This window comes from Streptomyces sp. NPDC049879, assembly GCF_044461265.1.
In the GTDB taxonomy this organism is placed as follows: Bacteria; Actinomycetota; Actinomycetes; order Streptomycetales; family Streptomycetaceae; genus Streptomyces.
In genome coordinates, this window is the sequence record NZ_JBITKT010000014.1 from 21,800 (window position 1) to 39,196 (window position 17,397).

The window sequence follows — 17,397 nt, forward strand, 5'->3', positions numbered from 1 at the left end:
ACCGTAGCGGCCCGGCGCCCATAGGGTCGTGGGATGAGCCAGACGAACGTTCTCGGGACCGTGTACGACGGCATCCCCGGCCCCACCACCGCCATTCCGACCGGGTTCCCGACCACGGAAGGGTCGGTGGTGATGGCCATCGTCCTGTGCGTCGACGCCGCCGCGGACCGCGCCGAGGTGAACGAGTTCGTGGAGCGGCACCACTTCGTGACGCGGGACGAGGTGTCCCGGGCGGCCGACTCCCAGGCGCGGTGGACGCGCGAGGAGAACGGCCGGGTGTCGGTGACGTTCCTCGCGGACGACGGGGTGTCGTCGATGCTGCTCCCGCACATGCCCGAGATGGACCGCTGGGCGGCCCTGGCCCGTACGTCCGGGGGCACGGTGTCCGTGATGATGACGTACGGCGTCCCCGCGGACCTGGAAGTGTTGCGCCGTCACCTGGGCCCCCAGGGCGGCCCGTACTGGCACCTGTCCGTGGGGTGCGTGCCGGTGTAGACCCGGCTGCAGAACGGACGAGGGCCCCCGGGGACGCGTTCCCCCGGGGGCCCTCGTCACTTCGCGGCGACGAAGTCCGCGAACAGCCACCGCGCCTGTTCGTCGTCCATCGCTACGTCCCCGGTGACCATGTCCACCGTGACGCCGGGGCCGGTGATCACCGGTAGGGCTCCCTGGGCCGCGGCCCGGGCCATCCACTGGGCGCCTTCGTCGCTGGACAGGAGCGGGATCACGACGGTGAACATCGTCTTCCCCTTCTCCGTGCGGACGTCGGTCTGGCCCGTACGGGCGTCGCACGTCACCGACCAGCCGACCCCGGCTTCGAGCGCCACGGCCGGGTCGGCGTCCAGGCGCACGAACCCCGCCAGCTCGACCAGTTCGAGCGGCCCCATGCGTGCGCCGTTCGTTGCCAGGACTTCCAGCGGCGGGTCCTGGACCGCCAGGCCGGCGAGCGGCTTCGGGCCGCCCAGGGAGAACGTCAGGGCGGACGCCCGGGCGGGCATCGGGGGCGCCTCCCCGACCCGGCCGTGGAAGTACCCGTCTCGCATCGCGTCGTTGCTCATGCCGGCCAGCGTCCCAGCACACCGGCGCCCCGGGGGCGGATATCGGCCGACTCCGTCCGTCCTGGTGAGGGCGACGTCACGGCCGGTGTGCCCAGAGCTGGGCAGAGGCCGGCGGCCGTCCGCGGAACAGTGAGAGCCACGTCACGCCCCGTGTGCTCCGCGGGAGCGGAAGCGGCCGTACGGCCACGGAACAGTGAGGACCGGCGCGCGGCCGGCGTCTTCACCAACACCCCTTTGACCTGGAGGTCAGCCATGTTCGCGTCCGTTTTCGTGCTGCTCTACGTCGCGCACATGCTTTCGGACTACCCCTTGCAGACGGACAAAATCGCAGATCACAAGGCCGACCGGACCGTGGCCGGGTGGGCGTACAACGTCCTCCACGCCGGAACCCACGCCGCGGTGTCCGCGGTCGCGCTGGTCGTCGGCGTCCTCGTCCTGGACCTGGAGCTGAGTCCCGCGACGATCGCCGCGGTGGTGGCCTGGGTCGGGTGCTCCCACGGCTTCATTGACCGCCGGTGGCCGATCGTCTGGTGGATGGAGCACACCGGCCAGCGGGAGTACGTGAAGGTGGGCGGCGCGGCCACCGTCGACCAGGCCGCGCACTTCGGGGCCCTGCTGGTCGCGGCCCTGGTCGCCGCCGCCTGACCGCGCGTACGACGACGGCCCCCGGGGAGCGCTTCCCCGGGGGCCGTCGTACTGGTGGTGCGTCAGGTGGCGATCTGGAGCGGGCCGCCCATGACCACGGTGTGGGCGACCTCGTGGGCGCGGCGCTCCTTCGCCCAGTCGGACACGGACATGGTCGGCGGGTCGACGCCGGGCCGCGCCCGGGTCAGGTCCGGCCCGGGCGGGCCGGCGAACTTCCTGCACCCGGCGCACCAGTCGAGGGTCGGGCCGGTGGCGTCGTGCATCGTCACCAGGTGGTCCACCACCTCGATCAGGGCCGACGTCACCGCCAGGCCGGGGTCGCCCAGCCGTCCGGCCTGGGCGCTGCGCAGCGTGCGGCCGTAGGCGTCGAAGTACACCTGGCCCAGGACGCAGCAGGCCGGCGGCGGGGGCTTGTACAGCGGGGCGCCGGTGGCGTCGGTCGACGTCGTCATGACGCGGTCACCGGGTGCGGGCGCGCGGCCAGGTCCCCGGCGAGGGGTTCCAGGGCGACCGCGGCCTGGCGGACGAGACCGGACCCGGCCTTCGTCAGGTGTCCCAGGGCGCCGCACGCCGGGTCCAGGCGCGAGACCAGGACGCCGGACAGGACGCACCGGGCGCCGTCCGCCGCCAGAGTCGCCGCGTCCAGCCGGTCGCGCAACGGGGCGTTGTCGAAGGCGTCCAGGGACACGCCGCGGGCCGCGTCCAGGGCCGCTTCGAGCGCGGCCACCAGTTCGTCCCGGGCCGCCGCGGGCGGCTTCTTCGTCGTGGTCGTCACAGCGTCACTCCCTCCGTGCTCGCCCGGGTCACGGCGTCCAGGCGGCGGTACTTCTCGTCGGTGTCGTGGCCGTCCCACTCCCAGGACGCCACACGCGCCACGGTGTCGGGGAACAGGTCGACGTCGCCGGGCGCCAGGTGCCACGACATCTGTCCGGCCGGGCCGTTCACGTAGACGATGAACCACCCTTCGTAGTCCGGGGCCGGGGTGATGACGGACGGGAGCGTGGACGCGAGGAACGCGACCAGGCGCGCCCGCTCCCGGTAAACCGCGGTCAGGGCCGGGTCGTCGGACGCGGTCGGGTCGGCCGGCGGCGTGTGCCAGGCGACCCGGTCGTACCGGTCTTCGGCCTCGGGGACATAGATCCCCTCGGCGTGGACGGTGGTCCCGATCCGGCGCCCGGGCGGCGCGAAGCCGTTCCCCGCGGACTGGCCGTTGGGGCAGCTCCCGCACGGGTCGGGCTTGTGCCGGCCGTGGATGCACCGGTCCAGGTCCGCCAGGACGGCCAGGGCGACCGCACCGGGCGACGGGGTGTACGGCGACTTCGTGGTGTCGGCGGTGTCGGTCACCGGTCCCCCTCTGCGGTGTCGGCCTGTACGACCTCGAAGCCGAGGCGCGCCGCGGTGTCGTCGAGGAAGGCGCGCTGGTCGGCGGTGATCCCGGGGAGGACGGCGACCAGGCGGTGGAGGACCACCGCGGCGACGTCCGCGGCGGCGGCCTGGGCCGCGATGGCGACCTGGCCGCGGATCGTCCCGCCGAAGGGCGGAACCATCTCGTGGTAGATCGACACCGCGTGTTCCACGATCAGGTCCTCCGCCGCGTCGTCGCGGCCGACCGGGACCAGGTTCATGGGGTCGAACCCCTCGGGGTCGTGCCACACCATCAGGAGGGGCGCGCCGCGCTCGGGGTACTGGGTCGGGTTGTACCGCGGCCGGGTGTCCTCGGCGGGGTCCTTGTACGACGGCGGCGGGGGTTCGACCTCCCAGTGTTCGCCGTCGTCGTCGGTGGCGCGGCTGACGTACAGCGGGTCGACGTTCCAGGACGCCTTCGCCGTGTACCGGGTCTGGCCGTCCCAGGGGCCGCCGACGAAGCGGAGCGGGCGCATGGACGGATCGTTGGCCATGTCGTCCAGCAGCTCGACGACGGGGACGCCGCGGGGGTTCGTGGTCACTGCTCCACCTTGTCGTCGTTGGTGCCGGCCTCGACGGTGACGACGTCCAGGGCGAGCGTCGCGGCGGCCTCGTCGAGGAAGCGCCGCTGGTCGGGCGTCGCGTCGGGAAGGAACTCGATCAGGCGGCGCAGCGCCACGGCGACGAAGCCGCGGCCGGCCTCCGCGACGGCGGCCTGGAAGGCGTAGTCCACGCTGCCGAACGGCGGGGTGGCGTCGTGCGCGCCGCGGGCGTGGCCCACGACGACGTCGAACGCGGCCAGTTCCACCGGGTCGTGCCCGATCGGGGACAGCAACAGGTCCACGGGCTGGAAGCCCTTGGGGTCGTGCCAGATCATCAGGGCGCGGTCGCAGGAGCCGCCGGGGCGGTACCGCGGGCGGTCGTCGCCGTCGCGCTCGGGAGCGTGGACGGTGACGGTGTCGCCGTTGGCGTTCTCCCCCAGGAACATGGCCTGGGGCGGCCAGAACACCCGGGCCTGGAACTTCGTCTGGCCGTGCCAGGGGCCGCCGACGAAGTGGAGCGGCCGGAAGTTCGGGTCCACGGCGGGGTCGACGCGGCCGGCCGGACCCAGGGTCTTGGCGTTCCAGCGCGCGCGGGTCTCCTCGTCGACGTCGTCCGGCTGGTCGGGCAACGGGGCGTCCTCGGTCCCGTCGCCGTCGTACCGGTAGTGGTAGGCGTCGTACGGCGGGTAGGCGTCGCGCCGGGGGTAGCGGTCGGCCTCCTCGTTGTGGAGCCACACCGCGACCTGGAGGCGGCCGGTGTAGTAGCTGTGCGCCGCCCGGTTCTCCTCGGCCAGTTCGTCCGCGATCTTCTTCGTGTCCGCGTCGAACGGGGCCTGGCGGGTGCCCAGGGACATGACCGCGCGGCCGGGGTCGGAGCCGTACGCCGGGCCGGTCTTCTCGATCCGGTACGCCCAGGACGACGTCGGGATGATGGCCGGCATCGAGGCCGGGGCCTCGATCACGCGGGCGCCGGCCGGGACCGGGCCGGTCTCGCGCGGGCGCCGCGTCTCGTCGGCCGGGTCGTCCAGTGTCCACAGGGCCACGGTCAGGGGGCCCGTGTAGTAGCTGTGCGACGCGCGGACCTCGTTCACCAGGTCGTAGGCCAGTTCGTCGGCCGTGGTCGCCCTCGACGTACCGCGGGTGCCGTACGACAGGGCGGCGTCCTGGGGGTGGCTGTGCGGCTTCCTGATCCGGTACGCCCAGGTCGCGTCCGCGGGCGGCGGGGCCGTGTTGTCGGTCGTCATGTGCTGATCCTTCCGGTTAGCGGCTCTGGCGGGAGCCGTTCACTGCTGTGCCGCGGGGCGCGGCTCGTCGTCGGTGAAGGTGAAGGTCTCGTCCTCGGGCCGGGTGACCGGGTCGTCCCCCGGGTTCCGGCGACCCAGGCGGACGGTGATCCCCCCGGTCGGGTAGCTGCGCTGGGTGCGCTCCTCGGCGGCGATCTCCGCGGCGACGTCGCGCGCGGGCACGTCGGCCGCGCACCGCTTCGCGCCGTACGCGGTGAGCCCCTGCATGGGGGTCTGGGCGTCCGTCAGCTTGGTGACGAAGCCCCACATCTGCGTGTCCGTGGTGGTCACGTGCTGGTCCTTCCGGTCGGGGGCCGTGGCGGCGGCCCGTTCAACGCCCGGCCGCGGGGCGCGGCTGGGCGTAGTTCATGAGTTCTTCGAGCGGGTCACGGCCCGTCGTCTCCAGGTCCACCGTCACGAAGGTGTCCTGGACGGTGCCGCGCTCGTCGGCGTACCGGGCCGCACCGAAGCCCGCGGCCACCGCGACGAAGGACGTGTCCACCACCTGGTCGTCCCCGGGTTCGGGGACGGCGAACCGAAGCGGGGTGTCGTCGTCGTACTGGGCCAGGGCCGCGCGGAGCTTCCCCACGGTCCAGGCCGCGGGCGGCTCGGCGTCGCCGGCGGGCGCCGGGTCGGTGATGGGGTTGTCCGGCGAGAGGGGCGCCGGCGTCGCCCAGCGGTCCGCGGAGCGCTGGGGTTCGGGTGATGTGTGGTTGGTCATGCGCGCAGCGTAGTACGGAATCCATGATCAGCGTTACCAATACGGGTAAGGTGGCGCTCAGTCGTGGTAAATCCAATTCCCACGGGAGACGAACCGGTGTACACCCGCAGCAACGGGATAAGTCAGGACGCTAGTAATCAGATCGTCGTGCGAAAGGTCGCGGTCCCCCAGTGGACCGACGCGGACCTGGAGCTACCCGCCGAGGTCCGCCGGAAGCTGGCGGACTCCGTGCCCGAGGAGACGCGGCGGAAATATGACATGTGGTGGGGGAAGGCCGCCCGCTGGTGCCAGAGCCACGGCCGGACGGTGCTCCCCATGTCCACGCAGACGATGACGACCTGGGTCGACTTCCTGACCACGGTGGTGTCGGTGCGCACCGGCGAGCCGTACGCCGTTGCGTCGCTGAACCAGGCCGTGGCCGCGATCGTCTCGTACCACGAAGCCGTCGAGCAGTCCCCGCCAGGCACCCGCCAGGCGCGGGAGCTGATCCGGGCGCACGGCGCTTCCCTCGGACGGGAGGTCCGCCGGTCCTCGATCATCACCCCGGACCAGTTGCTGGACGTCGTCCGCCTCCCCCAGTGCAACCCCCGCCAGGACGACCCGATCCGCGCCCTGGTCGCCGCGCGCAACCGGTTCATGGCCCTGGTGAGCTTCAACGCCTGGGACCGCCGGTCCGAGTTCGTGACCGCGAACCTGAACCACTTCGGCGTCGCGGACCAAGTCCTTCGGTGGCGGTTCCCGAAGTCGAAGACCGACCAGGCCGGGAAGGGCGCCGACGTCTTCATGCCGGCGACCGGCGACGAGCTGTGTCCGGTCCAGGCGTTCGCGTTCTGGCGCTCCGCCCTCGCCGGCCGCGGCGTCAACGACGGCCGGGCGCTCCGCCGGATCGACCGCTGGGGCCACATCTACCCGGCGTTGTCCGGCGACGGCCTGAACACCCTGTCCAAGGACCTGACGAAGGCCGCCGGGTGCTACGTCGACGGGTGGGGCCGGACCTTCACGTCCCACGGGTGGCGCGCCTCGGGGTACTCCGCGGCGAAGCGCGCCGGCGCCTCGGCGGAGGCGGCCCGCCGTCACGGCCGGTGGTCCGAGACGTCCGGCGTCCCCGACCGGGTGTACGACCGCGCCCAGGACCCGGTCCAGGACAACCCCATGGCCGCGGTGACGGCCGCGCGGCGGGCGGCGGCCGGACAGGGGGACGCCGATACGGTCACGCCATGACGGACGAACTGGTGGACATGCGGCGGGAGCTGGAGAAGGCCCGGGACACCCTGGCGTCGGTGGAACTCCACCTGGCGCGCCAGGCCGAAGCGAACGCCGCGCTTCACTGTGCAACCCGGGTCATCTACTCCCCGTTGCACTCGAAGGTGGCGGCGACGCGCGCCGGGATCGACCGAACGCTGGGCGCCCCGGCGGCGGACCCGCGGTTCCCGGCCGCCGGCGCGGACCTCCCGACCGATCCCGGGGGCCCGGTGTGGACGGCGTGACGCACGGCGGCGCCGAGGCCGGCGCGCGCTGGAACCCGGCCGCGGTGCCGCTCGACGCGGTGACCGCGGCCCTGGCGCTGCTCCTCGGCGCCGTCCAGGCCGCGGTCGGCGCCTCCCGCGGCGACTTCGTCCTGGTCGACGAGTAGGGCATTACCCACTACGCCACGAGCTGGGCAAGTTCTACATTTTCCACCGCGTTTGAGGCGCGCGGTTTCAGATTCTGGCCCTCATCCGAGGCGCCGCCGGCCGCTGTTCGGCCCGTACGGCGACCGTTGCGCGTCGACCCCCCGTCGTTTCTGACGGGGGCCCTGTCGATTCTGACGGGGGGTGTCCGCAGGATCGCTCTCCAGCACGTCTACGTACGCGCGGAACTGGCGCGCCGCCGCAGCGAGCGCGGGCGCGGCCGTCCTGACGAAGGCTTCCATCTGTGCGCGCAGCTGCGCCACGACGGGCACGACCGCGGCCACCGTGCGGTCGACGGCCGCGCGTTGCTCGTCGGTCAGCAGGGGGCGCAGCGACGGCCCGGAGTGCGGCGGCGGGTCGGCGGCGAACTGGACGGACACGACCCCGTCGACGTCGACGGGGTCGCCGGCCGGGGCGCCGTCCTTGTCCAGGCGGACGATCTGGAGGCGGGTCGGGGTGCGGGGTTCGGTCACAGGGTCAGCGTATGGACCGCGACCAGCGCCAGGGCGACGACGGCCAGGAAGCCACCCAACAGGATGCCGGTCGGTACACCGGTGCCCGCGACGATGACGGCCAGGGCGACGAGGAGGCCGGCGACCACCCACACGTCGAAGGTGTGGCGGTCCTCGAGGTCCCGGCCGTCGCCGTCCTCGTCTACTTCGGGCATGACGGTTCGTCGCCCGTGATGCACGTGTGGACCCAGGCCGGTTCCGCCGGCACCGGGATACGGACCTCGGCGGCGGGCGGGACGTACGGCGGCCGGTTGTCGACGACGTCCTGGCCCTGGGGTGGCGGGCCGTCCGCCCAGGCGCCCAGGATCACGAGGCCGGCCATGATGAACGCGACGCCGAAGCGACCGATCAGACGGCGGATCATCCGGTCACCGCCACGACTCCGCGGACGACCACCAGGACCAGGAACGCGGTCCAGGTCATCACGACCATGGCCGACGCGGTGAGCAGGCCCAGGCACGCGGCTACCTCCCGCTTCGACGGGCGGTCTTCGACGACCGCAAGGAGCTGGGGCGCGCCCAGCGTGGACGGGTGGGGCAGCCGGGGCCCCGGGATCTCGTTCATCAGACGTTTATCCCTTCCAGCCGTTGGCGGCGGCGGCCAGGAAGTACAGGCCGGCGCCCAGGGCGGAGAACACCACGGCGGCGAGCAGACCGAACGCCAGGACCTCGGCGGCCTCTCGGTGCCGGGCGTACCAGCTACGCGCGCACCGCATCACGAGCCGTCACCTCCGACTGGGCCGCCGTACGCGGGCGGACCATCGTCGACGGCCCCCCGGTCCCGCTCCGCCTCGGGGCCGGGGGGTTCGACGGGGGGTCGTAGTGGTGACCCCCGGCCTGTGCGGGGGCGGTCTGGCGGATGCGGCGTTCCAGCCGCTCGATACGGCGAACCAGCTTCACGGCCGCGGCCAGTCCCAGGCCCAGCCCCATGGAGAACAGCACTCCCAGCGCGAACGCGAGGGAGGCCACGGCGGTGATCGTCGACGCGTCCATACCGTCAGGGTCACCCGTACGCCACTCGCGCGCACCATAACGGGGCCTGTTTGGGGTCGAAAAGGGGTCGATTTTCGCCTGGAATCCGGCCGGAAACTGGGCATGGGAAAGGGCCGGCCCCGGGGCGTGTCGCTCGAAACGGCGCCCCGGAGCCGACCCGGTCCATGTCCCCCAAGGGAGTTGTCCCCCGGGGGACAACTTTCAGTCCCTGGCATCCTCCTCCTCGTCGTCCCCGACTTCGTCGAGGATCGTCCGGGCGATCGCGCGCCAGACGTTCGGCGCCGACCGGGACACCTCCCGCACCTTCCCGAAGTTCACCTTCGCCGGGTTGATGCGCAGCGCCAGTTCCCCGCCGGGGCCGTCGTCGTCGTCCTCGGGCGGCTCCGGGTTGATCGCGTACCCGAGCAGATCCCGGGCCCGGGCGAGCTTCGGCGCGCTCGGGGTGCCGGTCTTGCTCGCCGTCTCCCAGGTATCCCGTACCGCGGCGTCGCCGTGGTTGCGGAGGATCGGCGCCAGGACGTCGACCTGCTTCCCGGTGAGCGGTCCCGTGTAGATCGGGGCCAGGGCCTCGGCCACGGGCTGTTCGTCGACCATGCGGTACGCGTGGGCGTGGGACACCCGTACGTAGCGGCGCCAGGCCGCGAACGACCGGAACGCCTTCCCGGTCGCCGGGTCGACCTTGTGGCGCCAGGACTCCGTCGCCTTCGCCAGGCGCACCGCCGGGCCGGCGAACTCCAGAAGGAAGTCCGCTTTCCGCTGGTCGATCGCGTCGTTCACGGCCAGGACGGCTTCGATCCGCCGTTCGCACCCGTCGATGATCTCGGCCGGGGGCGCGGAGGCGTCGGGCAGCTCGGCGGCCAGGACCTCGGTCACCGTGTCCGGCAGGCCCATGACGTCGGCCCCGGGCGCCGTCAGGAGGACGACCGTACGCCCGGCGGGCGCCTCGGTGTCCTGGTCCTGGACGTCGTCCTGGTGGCCGCCGCCGGCGCCGCCCTGGGCGTCGTCCGGCTGCTCGTCGGGGCCGCCGTGCGGCTGCTCCGGGACGTCGGCCGCGGGCGGCTCCACGGGCGGGGTGCCCGTGTCGTCGGCCGGCGGCGCGCCGTCGCCTTCCTCGGTCGCGGCCAGGTACTCGTCGGCGTCGACCAGCGGCCTGGACACCGGCGCCTTACTGTCCCCGGTGTAGTTGTCCAGGGTGCGCCGGCCGCCGCGGCTCTGCCCGCGGCTGCGCGTGCCGGACCCGGAGCCGGACGCGGTCCCGCTGGTGGTGGTGGACTTCCCCATCACGCCGCCTCGTGCATCTCGTCGAACACGGCCTGGTAGTGCCCCAGGCGCGTGGGCAACTCGTCGCACGCGTCTTCGTACTCGACCAGGTCCGGGACCTCGTGCCCGAGCAGCGGCAAGTTCTTGTCCAGGATCTTGTTCCGCATGATCTCGTTGTGGGGGTTCTCCCCCTGGTCCCGGGACGCCTTCACGCGGGTGAGGACGATATGGGGTGTCACCTCCCCGAGCCGATCGACGTCGCGGACCGCGTCCACGGCGGCTTCGTACGTGCCCTGGACCTTCTTGACTTCGGCCTTCTTCGGAGCGACGACGACCACGAAGTGGTCGCACATCTTGACCGTGGACGTCCAGATCCCGGCGGACTCGCCGCCGCAGTCGACCACGATCACGTCGTAATCGAGCCAGCGGGCCTTCAGGATCTTGTCCAGCTTGTCGGACGGGACGGGCTCCAGGTCGAACGGGAGCGGCGTCCCGTTCTCCTTGGCGGTCTCGTACCAGTCGAACGCGGACGAGCTGATGGGGTCGGCGTCGATCACCAACACCCGCTTGAGCTTCAGTGCGAAGTACATCGCCAGGAACATGGCGAACGTGGTCTTCCCCACACCACCCTTCAGGCCGCCCACGGCGTAGATCGTGCGGGACGCCCGGTTGCCCTGGGCGTACGCCGACAGGGCTTCGGACTGGGGGACGCCGGCCTGGGCGGGCGGGGCGCCGGCGGCGGCGACGCCGCCCTGGCCGTGGCTGATGATGGGTTCAGCGGTTTCGGTGGACGCCATGGCGTTGGCGGCCAGCAAAGCCCAGAAGGCCCGGGATACCTCCGTATCCCGGGTAAGGGTCGTTTCCAACGGGGTTCCTCTCGTACGGTGTTGCAGCGATCCCAGGTAGACGGACGGGGCCCCCAGCCGAACTTCCCTCGGCTGGGGGCCCCGTGCTCATTACCGCCCGGGGTGACGAAAGCCTGTCACACGGGCGGCCCGGAACTACACGGCTTCGCTGCCTGAATCACCCCCCAGCCACTCGTCAGGGTCGAACGGCTTCGGCGCCGACAGGTCTCCGAACGCGTCGACGATCGCCTTCAGGACGGCGGCCTTCGTGTTGACGCCCAGGGTGTCCGCGGCCAGTTCCTGGAGCTGGACCGGGGTGTTCCCGGCGAGCGACGCGGCCACCTTCAGCACGCGCAGCGACGACGACGCCGCCCGCCCGTCCTCGGCGGCCTGGGTCCACAACGCCTTCCAGACGATGCGCGCCGACCGCTCCGCGGTGCCGGCCGGGTCGATCACGTACAGGCGCCCGGCCGCGGTGGGGTCGACCGCCAGGCGGTTGATCCAGGTCTCATCCCAGACCAGGAGTTCCACCGCGGCCCGCTCCCAGCGCTCCGCCTCGTTGTTGCGGAGTGCGTCCCGGAGCTGGTCCGGCGTGACGTCAGTGGTCATGGTCGGTGGGGCCCTTCTCGGGTACGCCCGGGCAGTCCCGGAAGTGGTTCAGGTGGCGCGCGCCGTCGAGGGACAGGAGGCCGGTCCGGACGATGCGCTGGGCGGTGTCGTTCTCCCGGTCCGGGTGCTTGCCCAGCAGGGACAGGCCGCCGGTCGCGGTCGACAAGGCCGGGACGGCTTCGACGAGGATCGCCACGGCCTGGCGGACCTGGCCGGGGACCTTCGCGCCGGCGGCCGGGTCGAACCACTCGACGGGGAGCTGGGCCAGGTCCCGGCCGATGCCGGCCGCCAGGTCCGCCAGGGCCTGGCGGCGCTGCTCGGGCGTCGGGGGGACTTCGGGGGTGTGCTGATCGGTCATGACCCTGATCCTGTCGCGCGGCCGGGCGCCCCGTGGCGGGAACGGCGACGAAGCGCCCCCATGTGCGACGTCAGGGCCGTGTACGTCCGCGGGGAGGGCTGGGCGACCGGCTTGTGGGCCGGGGACCAGGGCGCGGTGTCCCCGAAGAACAACTGGACGTCCGGGGACGGCCACCGCTGGTACCAGAAGACGTTCCCGCCGGCGGGCTCGGCGGGGATCATCTCGTCCCAGTGCTCCGCGCCGTCGATCCCGGTCCCGGGCGGCCAGTGCTCGATCAGCCGGAACGGCTCGTCCTGGAACCGGCGGCGCAGCGACCGCCAGACGGCCGCCTGGGCGTTCGTGACGGTGGTCCCGTCGCCGGCCTCGGTGACGAACACCCAGAGCCCGTCCGGGCGGCGTACGGCGCGGGCGGGGCGAAGGGTGTCGCGGCCGTCGTTGCCCTCGTACGCCAGGACGAAGTCGGTCCAGTGCGTCGTCGTCGTGGGTTGGGTGGTCATGTGATCACCGTTTCTTCCTGCCGGGCGGCGCCGATCCGGGCCGCCTGGACGGCCCGGGCCAGGTCGCGGACGACCCAGCCGCGGATCACCTTGTCCGAGGAGCGCGAGCACTTCACGGCCTGGCCCAGGTAGTGGGCGATCGTGTCGAGCGTCGCGCGGTCCGGGTGCGGCTCATCGAGGAGCGCCCGGGCGACGTGGACGCGCTGGACCAGGCCGTCCAGGTCGCGGGCGCCGGACAGGTCCGTGGCGCCGCCGGTGGCGGCCCGGACCTGGACGGTGATCCAGCCGGCGAAGTGCGCGCCGAGCTCGGCGCGGAGCGCGGGCGATCCCTCGGCGGTCAGGGCGCGGGTCTGCCGGCCGATGCGGCGGAAGTCGCGCACGGCCTGGACGGCGCCCCGTAACACCGCGCCCAGGGGGACTTCCTCGTCCTCGAACCTGATCTTCACTCGGCACCCCGCGCGCGGTTGTAGACGTCGACGGCCGCGCCGCCGTGGTTGCGGTCGGGGTAGTCCGTGTAGTTGCCGGGGCCGGGGTAGACCCAGCGGGCGTGGCGGTCCAGGGCGCGCAGCAGCATGGACCCGTGGAGGACGCAGGCGCGGCACCCGCGGTCGTCGTCGTCCTGCTTCCGGGCGCCCAGGATGCGGTCACGGATGATCACGGCGTCCAGGGCGCCTTCGCACGGGGCGTCCCCGACGCGGCGCGCCTCACAGCTCCCGGCCTCGGGGACCAGGTGGGCTTCCTGGCGGCCGTGGGAGCACGGCCAACCCATCTCGCCGCCGGCGCACCGGGTGCGGGTGGCGACCGCGGTCACGACGCGGGGGCCGTCGTGGAGGAAGTCCGACGCCTGGCGGACGTAGGCGACCGCGGACCCGTAGTGCGTGCGGATGAAGCCGGGGGCGGCGGCCGGGTTGTACGGGTACGGGTCGTCACCGCGGGTGGCGATCCGGCGCCCGGTGTCGGCCTGCTCGGCGGCGTACTGGAGGTGACGGCCGGCGCGCACCATGCGGGCGGCCAGGGCCTCGTCGACGGTGTCCTGGTGCTCCTTGACCTTCTGGTACAGGGTCGCGGCCAGGTACAGGCTGTTGGTGATCTGGTCGACGTTGGCGCGGTCGGGGTCGTGGACCCGGCCGTCCGCCTTCTCCAGGCCGTCCGCGATCCAGCCGGCCAAGGCGTCGCGCAGCTCGGCCAGAGCGACCGCGGCCGTGAGCGCGTGGGGCTCGGCGGATGGGTCGGCTTCGTCGGCCGGGATCAGGTACTGGGGGTCGTTCACGGGTGGTTCCTTCCGGTTGTCGTACAGGGTGGCGGGGGTCAGTCGGTCTTCGTCGGGCCGAACCAGTTCTTCACGCCGGTGCCGGTCGGCTCGGCGGTGCCGGCCTGGGCGCCGCGGTGGCCGGCGAGCCGCGCGGAGCGTTCAGTCTCGCGCTCCGCCTCCTTCGCCTTCGCGGCGTCTTCGGTCGGGGCGGTGTTGCCGTTGTCGTCCTGGATCGACAGTTCCAGGTACAGGTGAGCCAGCTCGATGTACGCCTGGCGCTCGGCGCGGCCGATGTTCGCCCACGACGCCTGGGCGGCGTACGCCTGGGCCTTGTCCCTGTTGGTCTTGTAGTAGTTGAAGTTCGGTTTCGTGTACCGCACGGGGCGGGCGTCCTTCCGGTTGGCGGGGCGGGGGGCCGCCCGCAGCGTGAGCGGCCCCCCGGGGGTCTGGCGGGGGTTAGTCGGCGGCCAGGGCCGCGACGACCGTCTGGTGGTCGCACAGGCCGCACACGCGGTGTGCGGGCTTGCCCTGGGTGGCCTCGTCGATGCTGGTCACGACGGAGACGCCGCATCCGGTGCACCGGACGTCATGGTCCCTGACGCGGCTGGTGTACGTCAGGCGGTCGTCGAGAGTGAACCGGCGCCCGGACGGGTGGGCGTCCACGAAGTTCAGGACCACGTGGGCCATGCCCAGGTCCGGGCCGATGCTGGCGACGGTGCGGTGGACACCGCCGACCACGATCTGGTCGCCCTGCTTCGCGCTGGTGGCCAGGCCGTCCGGCGTCGGGTCCTGGTGGATGATCCGGGCGGTGTCGCGCCGGGTCGGCTCCGAGGGGTTCGCGCGCGGGGTGAGGAACGCGCCCGGGCACGGGCTGATGGCCTCCCGGATCTGGTCGTGGCCGGCCACCTTCCCGTCCGGGCGCAGCGGCGCGCGGTGGTCGGCGTAGCCGCACAGGGCCACGGCGCCGGTCCAGTACCCGGGGCCGCGGTACGGGAGCGCGGCCATGGCCTGGGGGTTGTGGATGGCGTGGGCGGCGGTCTCGGCGGCCCACCGGTACATGTAGTCGGCCTGGGGGTCCACGGCCCCGTCCGTCAGGACCCAGCCGACGCGGGCGGCGCCGCTGTGGCGGTGGCGGAACGTCCACCCGATCGTCGCGCCGGTGGTCTCGTCGGTGAACGGCTGCCAGCCGTGAGCGTCGCCGTACGTCTCGCGGGCGGCGCGCTGGGCGGCCATGAGCGTACGGCGCTCGGCGGCGCGCCGGTCGTCGAGGACGGCGACGGGCACCAGGGCGGCGGCCTCGGAGCGGTACGGCTCGGTCGCCCGGCCGTACGTCTTGTCGGTCGTGACCCAGGAGTACCGGCCGTTCGGCCGCCGGTCGACCTGGAACGTCCAGCCGGTGACGGCGCCGGCCTCGTCGGTGACCGGCTCGAAGGCGTGGGCGTGCGGGTAGTAGCCGACGACCACGGCGCGCGCGTCCTCGACCGTGGGCGCGGCCGGGGCGGCGTCGTCGGAAGTTGTCCCCCGGGGGACAACTTCGTCCACGGCGTCGGCCGGGATCGGGGCCTGGTCGGCGGCGCCGGCGTCGGTCAGGACGTCGGTCCACTCCGCGACCGGGCACGCCAGGGCCTGGGGCCCGGAAGTTGTCCCCCGGGGGACAACTTCGCCGGGCTCGGCGTCGGCGGCCGGGGCCTCCTCGACCTGGTCCTGGGCGGCGGCCGGGGTCGACTCCTTCAGGTACGCGGCCCAGTGGCCGCCGGGGACGTTGATCGTCCAGGTGGCCAGACCGGCGTCGACGAGGCCGGCGACCGCGCGGCGGCTCACGCCGTCCCCGGCCTTCGCCCAGCCCTCGTTCGCGGCCATGGCCTGGTGCGCGGTCTTCTGGCCGGGGGTCAGCTTCGGGCCGGTCGGCTCGTCGGCCGGGGTGACGGCGATCGCGTCGCGGGCCTCGTCAGTGATGGCCAGGCCGGGCGCGGCGAGCTTGGCGAGCCACACACCGTGTCCGTACTCGGTGACCTGGGCCAGGGCCAGGCGCTTCAGGGAGTCGAGGGCACGGCGGTTGAAGCCCTGGCCGTTGCGGATCGTGCCGTTACGGCGAAGGTGGTCGAACGCCGCGGCCTGGGCGGGGGTCATCTTCGGGAGGTTTTCACGGGACATGGCGGGGGTTCCGTTCCGGTTGTTGTCGTATCCGACGCATTGAATACTACGGCCCGGGGTGTGGGAAGGCAACCCCGCCACGGAATCCACGGCCGCGCCGGCGCCGACCAGGACCGGAACCTTCACCGCGGCGTCGACGACGTCGACCGGCGCCTGGTCCCCGGCCGCCGCCAGGACCTCGTCGACGGTGTCCGGGACGGCCGCGGCCGGGGCCGCCTCGGGCAGCAGGCCGCACCGCACCGGGTGGCCGGCGGCCAGCAGCGGGTACCGGCGCATCTTCGCGCCCGGAACGCCCAGGCGGCCGTCGCGGTCGCCTAGGTCGACCACGCCCTGGCGCTTCGCTCGGAACAGCAGCCGCCGCGCGCGGTCCCCGGCCGGGGTGAGGCGGAACGTACGGCGGTGGTCCCCCTCGGGGTGCGCGGACAGGTACCCGGCGAACATCAGGCGGACGATCCGGTCCCGGGACCGCTTCACCGGGGCGTCCGTGTGGACGCTGTACGTGTAGAACCCCTGGGCGTCCTCCAGGACCTCGGACAGGTGGACGTCCCACAGGACGCCGTACTGGGCGTCGGACAGCTCGGCGGCCAGGGCCACCGCGCGGTCGATCTCGTCGAGCGTCAGGGCGTCGTCCGCGGCGCGGTGGTGCGCCTCGTAGTGGTCCCAGGCCGCGGTGACCGCGTCGGCCCGCTCCGCACACTCCGGGCTCACCTTGACGGCGTGGCCGGTGCACCGGGTGCAGTCCGCGGCGTACCAGTCCCGCCAGGCGGAGCGGGCCACCGAGACGGACAGGCCGTTGGGGAGCGCCGCCGCGGCGTCCAGCTCGGCGTCGTCGAGCTGCGCCACCGGTTCGTCGCCGGCCTGGTCCTCGAGGACCGCCGCCGCGGCGTCGACGACGTCGCCGGCCGCGGCCAGGACGTCGCGGGTGTCGTCGGTGTCCGCGGTCTCGTCGAGCGGCACGACGCGGAACCCGTCGACGATCGCCTGGGCGGCCTCCTCGTCGACGAGGGCCTGGACGTCCACCAGCGCTTCGTACGCGACCTGGTCCGCCACGGCGTCCGGCTGGTCGACGTACGGGCGGTCGTCGAAGCGGGTCATGCCGGTGGGCTCCACCGCGACGTCGACGAGGCGGCGGAACGCGGCGGCGCGGAAGTCGTCCCGGAGCCAGCGGAGGCCGTCCGGGGTCCGGTTGTGGTCGTCGATCCAGGTCTGGCCGGCCGCGGAGCGCAGCCACGTCCCCAGGCGACGGGCGGCGGTGGTGGCCTGGCGCTCCAGGGCGTCCAGGGCGGCCGGAAGGGCGGTCAGGAAGCGCGCGACGGCGTCGGGCGTACCGACGAGGTCCAGGCGGCGTTCGTCGCGGGACAGGGCCTTGTGGGCGTTCAGGCCGCTGTACTCGGGCTGGGTCCACCGGGGGTCAACGACGGTGTGGCGGACGGTGTCGACGCCGAACAGCGGGGCCAGGTCCTCGGTCGCCTGGCGGGCGGCGCCGGCGCGGCGCTTCTTCTGGTGGTCGAAGGTGAGGGCGACGACGGCCTGGCCGGTGTCCTCGAAGACGGCGGCGCCGGTGCGGGTGAAGTGGTTCACGGCGGGTTCCTTCC

At 73.3% G+C, this 17,397-nt stretch carries 28 protein-coding genes; 5 read left to right on the forward strand and 23 right to left on the reverse strand.

Going from position 1 to position 17,397, the window contains the following annotated elements; all coding sequences use genetic code 11:
* Nucleotides 1–33: 33 nt before the first annotated feature.
* A complete protein-coding gene (locus ACIBPC_RS31160; RefSeq protein WP_398849316.1) occupies nt 34–495 on the forward strand; it encodes a hypothetical protein in 462 nt (153 codons plus the stop codon).
* A 56-nt stretch (nt 496–551) separates the two neighbouring features.
* On the opposite strand, the gene ACIBPC_RS31165 is transcribed toward ACIBPC_RS31160, so the two are convergent.
* On the reverse strand, nt 552–1,058 hold the full coding sequence (locus tag ACIBPC_RS31165; RefSeq protein WP_398849318.1) for a hypothetical protein: 507 nt from the start codon (nt 1,056–1,058) through the stop codon (nt 552–554).
* A 252-nt stretch (nt 1,059–1,310) separates the two neighbouring features.
* On the opposite strand from ACIBPC_RS31165, the gene ACIBPC_RS31170 reads away from it, so the two are divergent.
* Nucleotides 1,311–1,703, forward strand: a complete 393-nt coding sequence (locus ACIBPC_RS31170) for a DUF3307 domain-containing protein (RefSeq protein WP_398849320.1) — start codon at nt 1,311–1,313, stop codon at nt 1,701–1,703.
* A gap of 62 nt (nt 1,704–1,765) precedes the next feature.
* On the opposite strand, the gene ACIBPC_RS31175 is transcribed toward ACIBPC_RS31170, so the two are convergent.
* From ACIBPC_RS31175 to ACIBPC_RS31205, 7 genes are read right to left on the reverse strand one after another with little or no spacing between them, the layout of a single operon-like run.
* Entirely contained in the window at nt 1,766–2,155 is a 390-nt protein-coding gene (locus ACIBPC_RS31175) for a hypothetical protein (protein WP_398849322.1), read from the reverse strand.
* Nucleotides 2,152–2,478, reverse strand: a complete 327-nt coding sequence (locus ACIBPC_RS31180; protein ID WP_398849323.1) for a hypothetical protein — start codon at nt 2,476–2,478, stop codon at nt 2,152–2,154. Before ACIBPC_RS31180 ends, ACIBPC_RS31175 begins: the two co-directional genes overlap by 4 nt.
* On the reverse strand, nt 2,475–3,047 hold the full coding sequence (locus ACIBPC_RS31185; RefSeq protein ID WP_398849325.1) for a hypothetical protein: 573 nt from the start codon (nt 3,045–3,047) through the stop codon (nt 2,475–2,477). The genes ACIBPC_RS31180 and ACIBPC_RS31185 overlap by 4 nt, the downstream gene beginning before the upstream one ends.
* Nucleotides 3,044–3,649: a hypothetical protein gene (locus ACIBPC_RS31190; protein ID WP_398849327.1), complete on the reverse strand. Its 606-nt coding sequence runs from the start codon at nt 3,647–3,649 to the stop codon at nt 3,044–3,046. The genes ACIBPC_RS31185 and ACIBPC_RS31190 overlap by 4 nt, the downstream gene beginning before the upstream one ends.
* Nucleotides 3,646–4,893, reverse strand: a complete 1,248-nt coding sequence (locus ACIBPC_RS31195) for a hypothetical protein (RefSeq protein ID WP_398849328.1) — start codon at nt 4,891–4,893, stop codon at nt 3,646–3,648. The genes ACIBPC_RS31190 and ACIBPC_RS31195 overlap by 4 nt, the downstream gene beginning before the upstream one ends.
* A 39-nt stretch (nt 4,894–4,932) precedes the next feature.
* Nucleotides 4,933–5,223, reverse strand: a complete 291-nt coding sequence (locus tag ACIBPC_RS31200; protein WP_398849330.1) for a hypothetical protein — start codon at nt 5,221–5,223, stop codon at nt 4,933–4,935.
* A 40-nt stretch (nt 5,224–5,263) separates the two neighbouring features.
* Nucleotides 5,264–5,653, reverse strand: a complete 390-nt coding sequence (locus ACIBPC_RS31205; RefSeq protein ID WP_398849332.1) for a DUF6225 family protein — start codon at nt 5,651–5,653, stop codon at nt 5,264–5,266.
* 96 nt (nt 5,654–5,749) lie between these two features.
* Between ACIBPC_RS31205 and ACIBPC_RS31210 the strand changes: the two genes are divergently transcribed.
* From ACIBPC_RS31210 to ACIBPC_RS31220, 3 genes are read left to right on the forward strand one after another with little or no spacing between them, the layout of a single operon-like run.
* Entirely contained in the window at nt 5,750–6,874 is a 1,125-nt protein-coding gene (locus ACIBPC_RS31210) for a hypothetical protein (RefSeq protein ID WP_398849334.1), read from the forward strand.
* Nucleotides 6,871–7,140, forward strand: coding sequence for a hypothetical protein (locus ACIBPC_RS31215; protein WP_398849336.1), 270 nt, complete (start codon nt 6,871–6,873; stop codon nt 7,138–7,140). Before ACIBPC_RS31210 ends, ACIBPC_RS31215 begins: the two co-directional genes overlap by 4 nt.
* Complete coding sequence (locus ACIBPC_RS31220) at nt 7,128–7,286, forward strand: hypothetical protein (RefSeq protein ID WP_398849338.1); 159 nt, start codon at nt 7,128–7,130, stop codon at nt 7,284–7,286. Before ACIBPC_RS31215 ends, ACIBPC_RS31220 begins: the two co-directional genes overlap by 13 nt.
* 81 nt (nt 7,287–7,367) lie before the next feature.
* Here the strand turns inward: ACIBPC_RS31220 and ACIBPC_RS31225 are convergent, their stop codons facing one another.
* From ACIBPC_RS31225 to ACIBPC_RS31295, 15 genes are all read right to left on the reverse strand, one after another.
* Nucleotides 7,368–7,796 carry a hypothetical protein gene (locus ACIBPC_RS31225; protein WP_398849340.1) on the reverse strand — a complete coding sequence of 143 codons (429 nt, stop codon included), beginning with the start codon at nt 7,794–7,796 and terminating at the stop codon, nt 7,368–7,370.
* Nucleotides 7,793–7,990, reverse strand: a complete 198-nt coding sequence (locus tag ACIBPC_RS31230) for a hypothetical protein (RefSeq protein WP_398849341.1) — start codon at nt 7,988–7,990, stop codon at nt 7,793–7,795. The genes ACIBPC_RS31225 and ACIBPC_RS31230 overlap by 4 nt, the downstream gene beginning before the upstream one ends.
* Nucleotides 7,978–8,199, reverse strand: a complete 222-nt coding sequence (locus ACIBPC_RS31235; RefSeq protein ID WP_398849343.1) for a hypothetical protein — start codon at nt 8,197–8,199, stop codon at nt 7,978–7,980. The genes ACIBPC_RS31230 and ACIBPC_RS31235 overlap by 13 nt, the downstream gene beginning before the upstream one ends.
* Nucleotides 8,196–8,399 carry a hypothetical protein gene (locus tag ACIBPC_RS31240; protein ID WP_398849345.1) on the reverse strand — a complete coding sequence of 68 codons (204 nt, stop codon included), beginning with the start codon at nt 8,397–8,399 and terminating at the stop codon, nt 8,196–8,198. The genes ACIBPC_RS31235 and ACIBPC_RS31240 overlap by 4 nt, the downstream gene beginning before the upstream one ends.
* A 7-nt stretch (nt 8,400–8,406) precedes the next feature.
* Nucleotides 8,407–8,550 (reverse strand): hypothetical protein, encoded by a 144-nt coding sequence (locus tag ACIBPC_RS31245; protein WP_398849347.1) that lies wholly within the window; start codon nt 8,548–8,550, stop codon nt 8,407–8,409.
* Nucleotides 8,534–8,827, reverse strand: a complete 294-nt coding sequence (locus ACIBPC_RS31250; RefSeq protein WP_398849348.1) for a hypothetical protein — start codon at nt 8,825–8,827, stop codon at nt 8,534–8,536. The genes ACIBPC_RS31245 and ACIBPC_RS31250 overlap by 17 nt, the downstream gene beginning before the upstream one ends.
* Before the next feature lie 201 nt (nt 8,828–9,028).
* Nucleotides 9,029–10,108: a hypothetical protein gene (locus ACIBPC_RS31255; RefSeq protein WP_398849349.1), complete on the reverse strand. Its 1,080-nt coding sequence runs from the start codon at nt 10,106–10,108 to the stop codon at nt 9,029–9,031.
* Complete coding sequence (locus ACIBPC_RS31260) at nt 10,108–10,884, reverse strand: AAA family ATPase (protein ID WP_398849351.1); 777 nt, start codon at nt 10,882–10,884, stop codon at nt 10,108–10,110. The genes ACIBPC_RS31255 and ACIBPC_RS31260 overlap by 1 nt, the downstream gene beginning before the upstream one ends.
* A 204-nt stretch (nt 10,885–11,088) precedes the next feature.
* Complete coding sequence (locus ACIBPC_RS31265) at nt 11,089–11,541, reverse strand: hypothetical protein (protein WP_398849353.1); 453 nt, start codon at nt 11,539–11,541, stop codon at nt 11,089–11,091.
* A complete protein-coding gene (locus ACIBPC_RS31270) occupies nt 11,531–11,899 on the reverse strand; it encodes a hypothetical protein (protein ID WP_398849355.1) in 369 nt (122 codons plus the stop codon). Before ACIBPC_RS31270 ends, ACIBPC_RS31265 begins: the two co-directional genes overlap by 11 nt.
* Entirely contained in the window at nt 11,896–12,396 is a 501-nt protein-coding gene (locus ACIBPC_RS31275) for a hypothetical protein (RefSeq protein WP_398849357.1), read from the reverse strand. Before ACIBPC_RS31275 ends, ACIBPC_RS31270 begins: the two co-directional genes overlap by 4 nt.
* Nucleotides 12,393–12,842 (reverse strand): hypothetical protein, encoded by a 450-nt coding sequence (locus tag ACIBPC_RS31280; protein ID WP_398849359.1) that lies wholly within the window; start codon nt 12,840–12,842, stop codon nt 12,393–12,395. The genes ACIBPC_RS31275 and ACIBPC_RS31280 overlap by 4 nt, the downstream gene beginning before the upstream one ends.
* Nucleotides 12,839–13,666 carry a hypothetical protein gene (locus tag ACIBPC_RS31285; RefSeq protein WP_398849361.1) on the reverse strand — a complete coding sequence of 276 codons (828 nt, stop codon included), beginning with the start codon at nt 13,664–13,666 and terminating at the stop codon, nt 12,839–12,841. The genes ACIBPC_RS31280 and ACIBPC_RS31285 overlap by 4 nt, the downstream gene beginning before the upstream one ends.
* 38 nt (nt 13,667–13,704) lie before the next feature.
* Complete coding sequence (locus ACIBPC_RS31290) at nt 13,705–14,028, reverse strand: hypothetical protein (protein ID WP_398849363.1); 324 nt, start codon at nt 14,026–14,028, stop codon at nt 13,705–13,707.
* 76 nt (nt 14,029–14,104) lie between these two features.
* Nucleotides 14,105–17,383, reverse strand: coding sequence for a hypothetical protein (locus ACIBPC_RS31295; RefSeq protein WP_398849365.1), 3,279 nt, complete (start codon nt 17,381–17,383; stop codon nt 14,105–14,107).
* Nucleotides 17,384–17,397 lie beyond the last annotated feature (14 nt).

What these genes read in the sequence shown, in the direction of transcription:
- ACIBPC_RS31160 (WP_398849316.1), top strand. Translation starts at nt 34, where the DNA reads ATGAGCCAGACGAACGTTCTCGGGACCGTGTACGACGGCATCCCCGGC.
- ACIBPC_RS31165 (WP_398849318.1), bottom strand. Translation starts at nt 1,058, where the DNA reads ATGAGCAACGACGCGATGCGAGACGGGTACTTCCACGGCCGGGTCGGG.
- ACIBPC_RS31170 (WP_398849320.1), top strand. Translation starts at nt 1,311, where the DNA reads ATGTTCGCGTCCGTTTTCGTGCTGCTCTACGTCGCGCACATGCTTTCG.
- ACIBPC_RS31175 (WP_398849322.1), bottom strand. Translation starts at nt 2,155, where the DNA reads ATGACGACGTCGACCGACGCCACCGGCGCCCCGCTGTACAAGCCCCCG.
- ACIBPC_RS31195 (WP_398849328.1), bottom strand. Translation starts at nt 4,893, where the DNA reads ATGACGACCGACAACACGGCCCCGCCGCCCGCGGACGCGACCTGGGCG.
- ACIBPC_RS31205 (WP_398849332.1), bottom strand. Translation starts at nt 5,653, where the DNA reads ATGACCAACCACACATCACCCGAACCCCAGCGCTCCGCGGACCGCTGG.
- ACIBPC_RS31215 (WP_398849336.1), top strand. Translation starts at nt 6,871, where the DNA reads ATGACGGACGAACTGGTGGACATGCGGCGGGAGCTGGAGAAGGCCCGG.
- ACIBPC_RS31230 (WP_398849341.1), bottom strand. Translation starts at nt 7,990, where the DNA reads ATGCCCGAAGTAGACGAGGACGGCGACGGCCGGGACCTCGAGGACCGC.
- ACIBPC_RS31235 (WP_398849343.1), bottom strand. Translation starts at nt 8,199, where the DNA reads ATGATCCGCCGTCTGATCGGTCGCTTCGGCGTCGCGTTCATCATGGCC.
- ACIBPC_RS31240 (WP_398849345.1), bottom strand. Translation starts at nt 8,399, where the DNA reads ATGAACGAGATCCCGGGGCCCCGGCTGCCCCACCCGTCCACGCTGGGC.
- ACIBPC_RS31245 (WP_398849347.1), bottom strand. Translation starts at nt 8,550, where the DNA reads ATGCGGTGCGCGCGTAGCTGGTACGCCCGGCACCGAGAGGCCGCCGAG.
- ACIBPC_RS31250 (WP_398849348.1), bottom strand. Translation starts at nt 8,827, where the DNA reads ATGGACGCGTCGACGATCACCGCCGTGGCCTCCCTCGCGTTCGCGCTG.
- ACIBPC_RS31255 (WP_398849349.1), bottom strand. Translation starts at nt 10,108, where the DNA reads ATGGGGAAGTCCACCACCACCAGCGGGACCGCGTCCGGCTCCGGGTCC.
- ACIBPC_RS31260 (WP_398849351.1), bottom strand. Translation starts at nt 10,884, where the DNA reads ATGGCGTCCACCGAAACCGCTGAACCCATCATCAGCCACGGCCAGGGC.
- ACIBPC_RS31265 (WP_398849353.1), bottom strand. Translation starts at nt 11,541, where the DNA reads ATGACCACTGACGTCACGCCGGACCAGCTCCGGGACGCACTCCGCAAC.
- ACIBPC_RS31270 (WP_398849355.1), bottom strand. Translation starts at nt 11,899, where the DNA reads ATGACCGATCAGCACACCCCCGAAGTCCCCCCGACGCCCGAGCAGCGC.
- ACIBPC_RS31275 (WP_398849357.1), bottom strand. Translation starts at nt 12,396, where the DNA reads ATGACCACCCAACCCACGACGACGACGCACTGGACCGACTTCGTCCTG.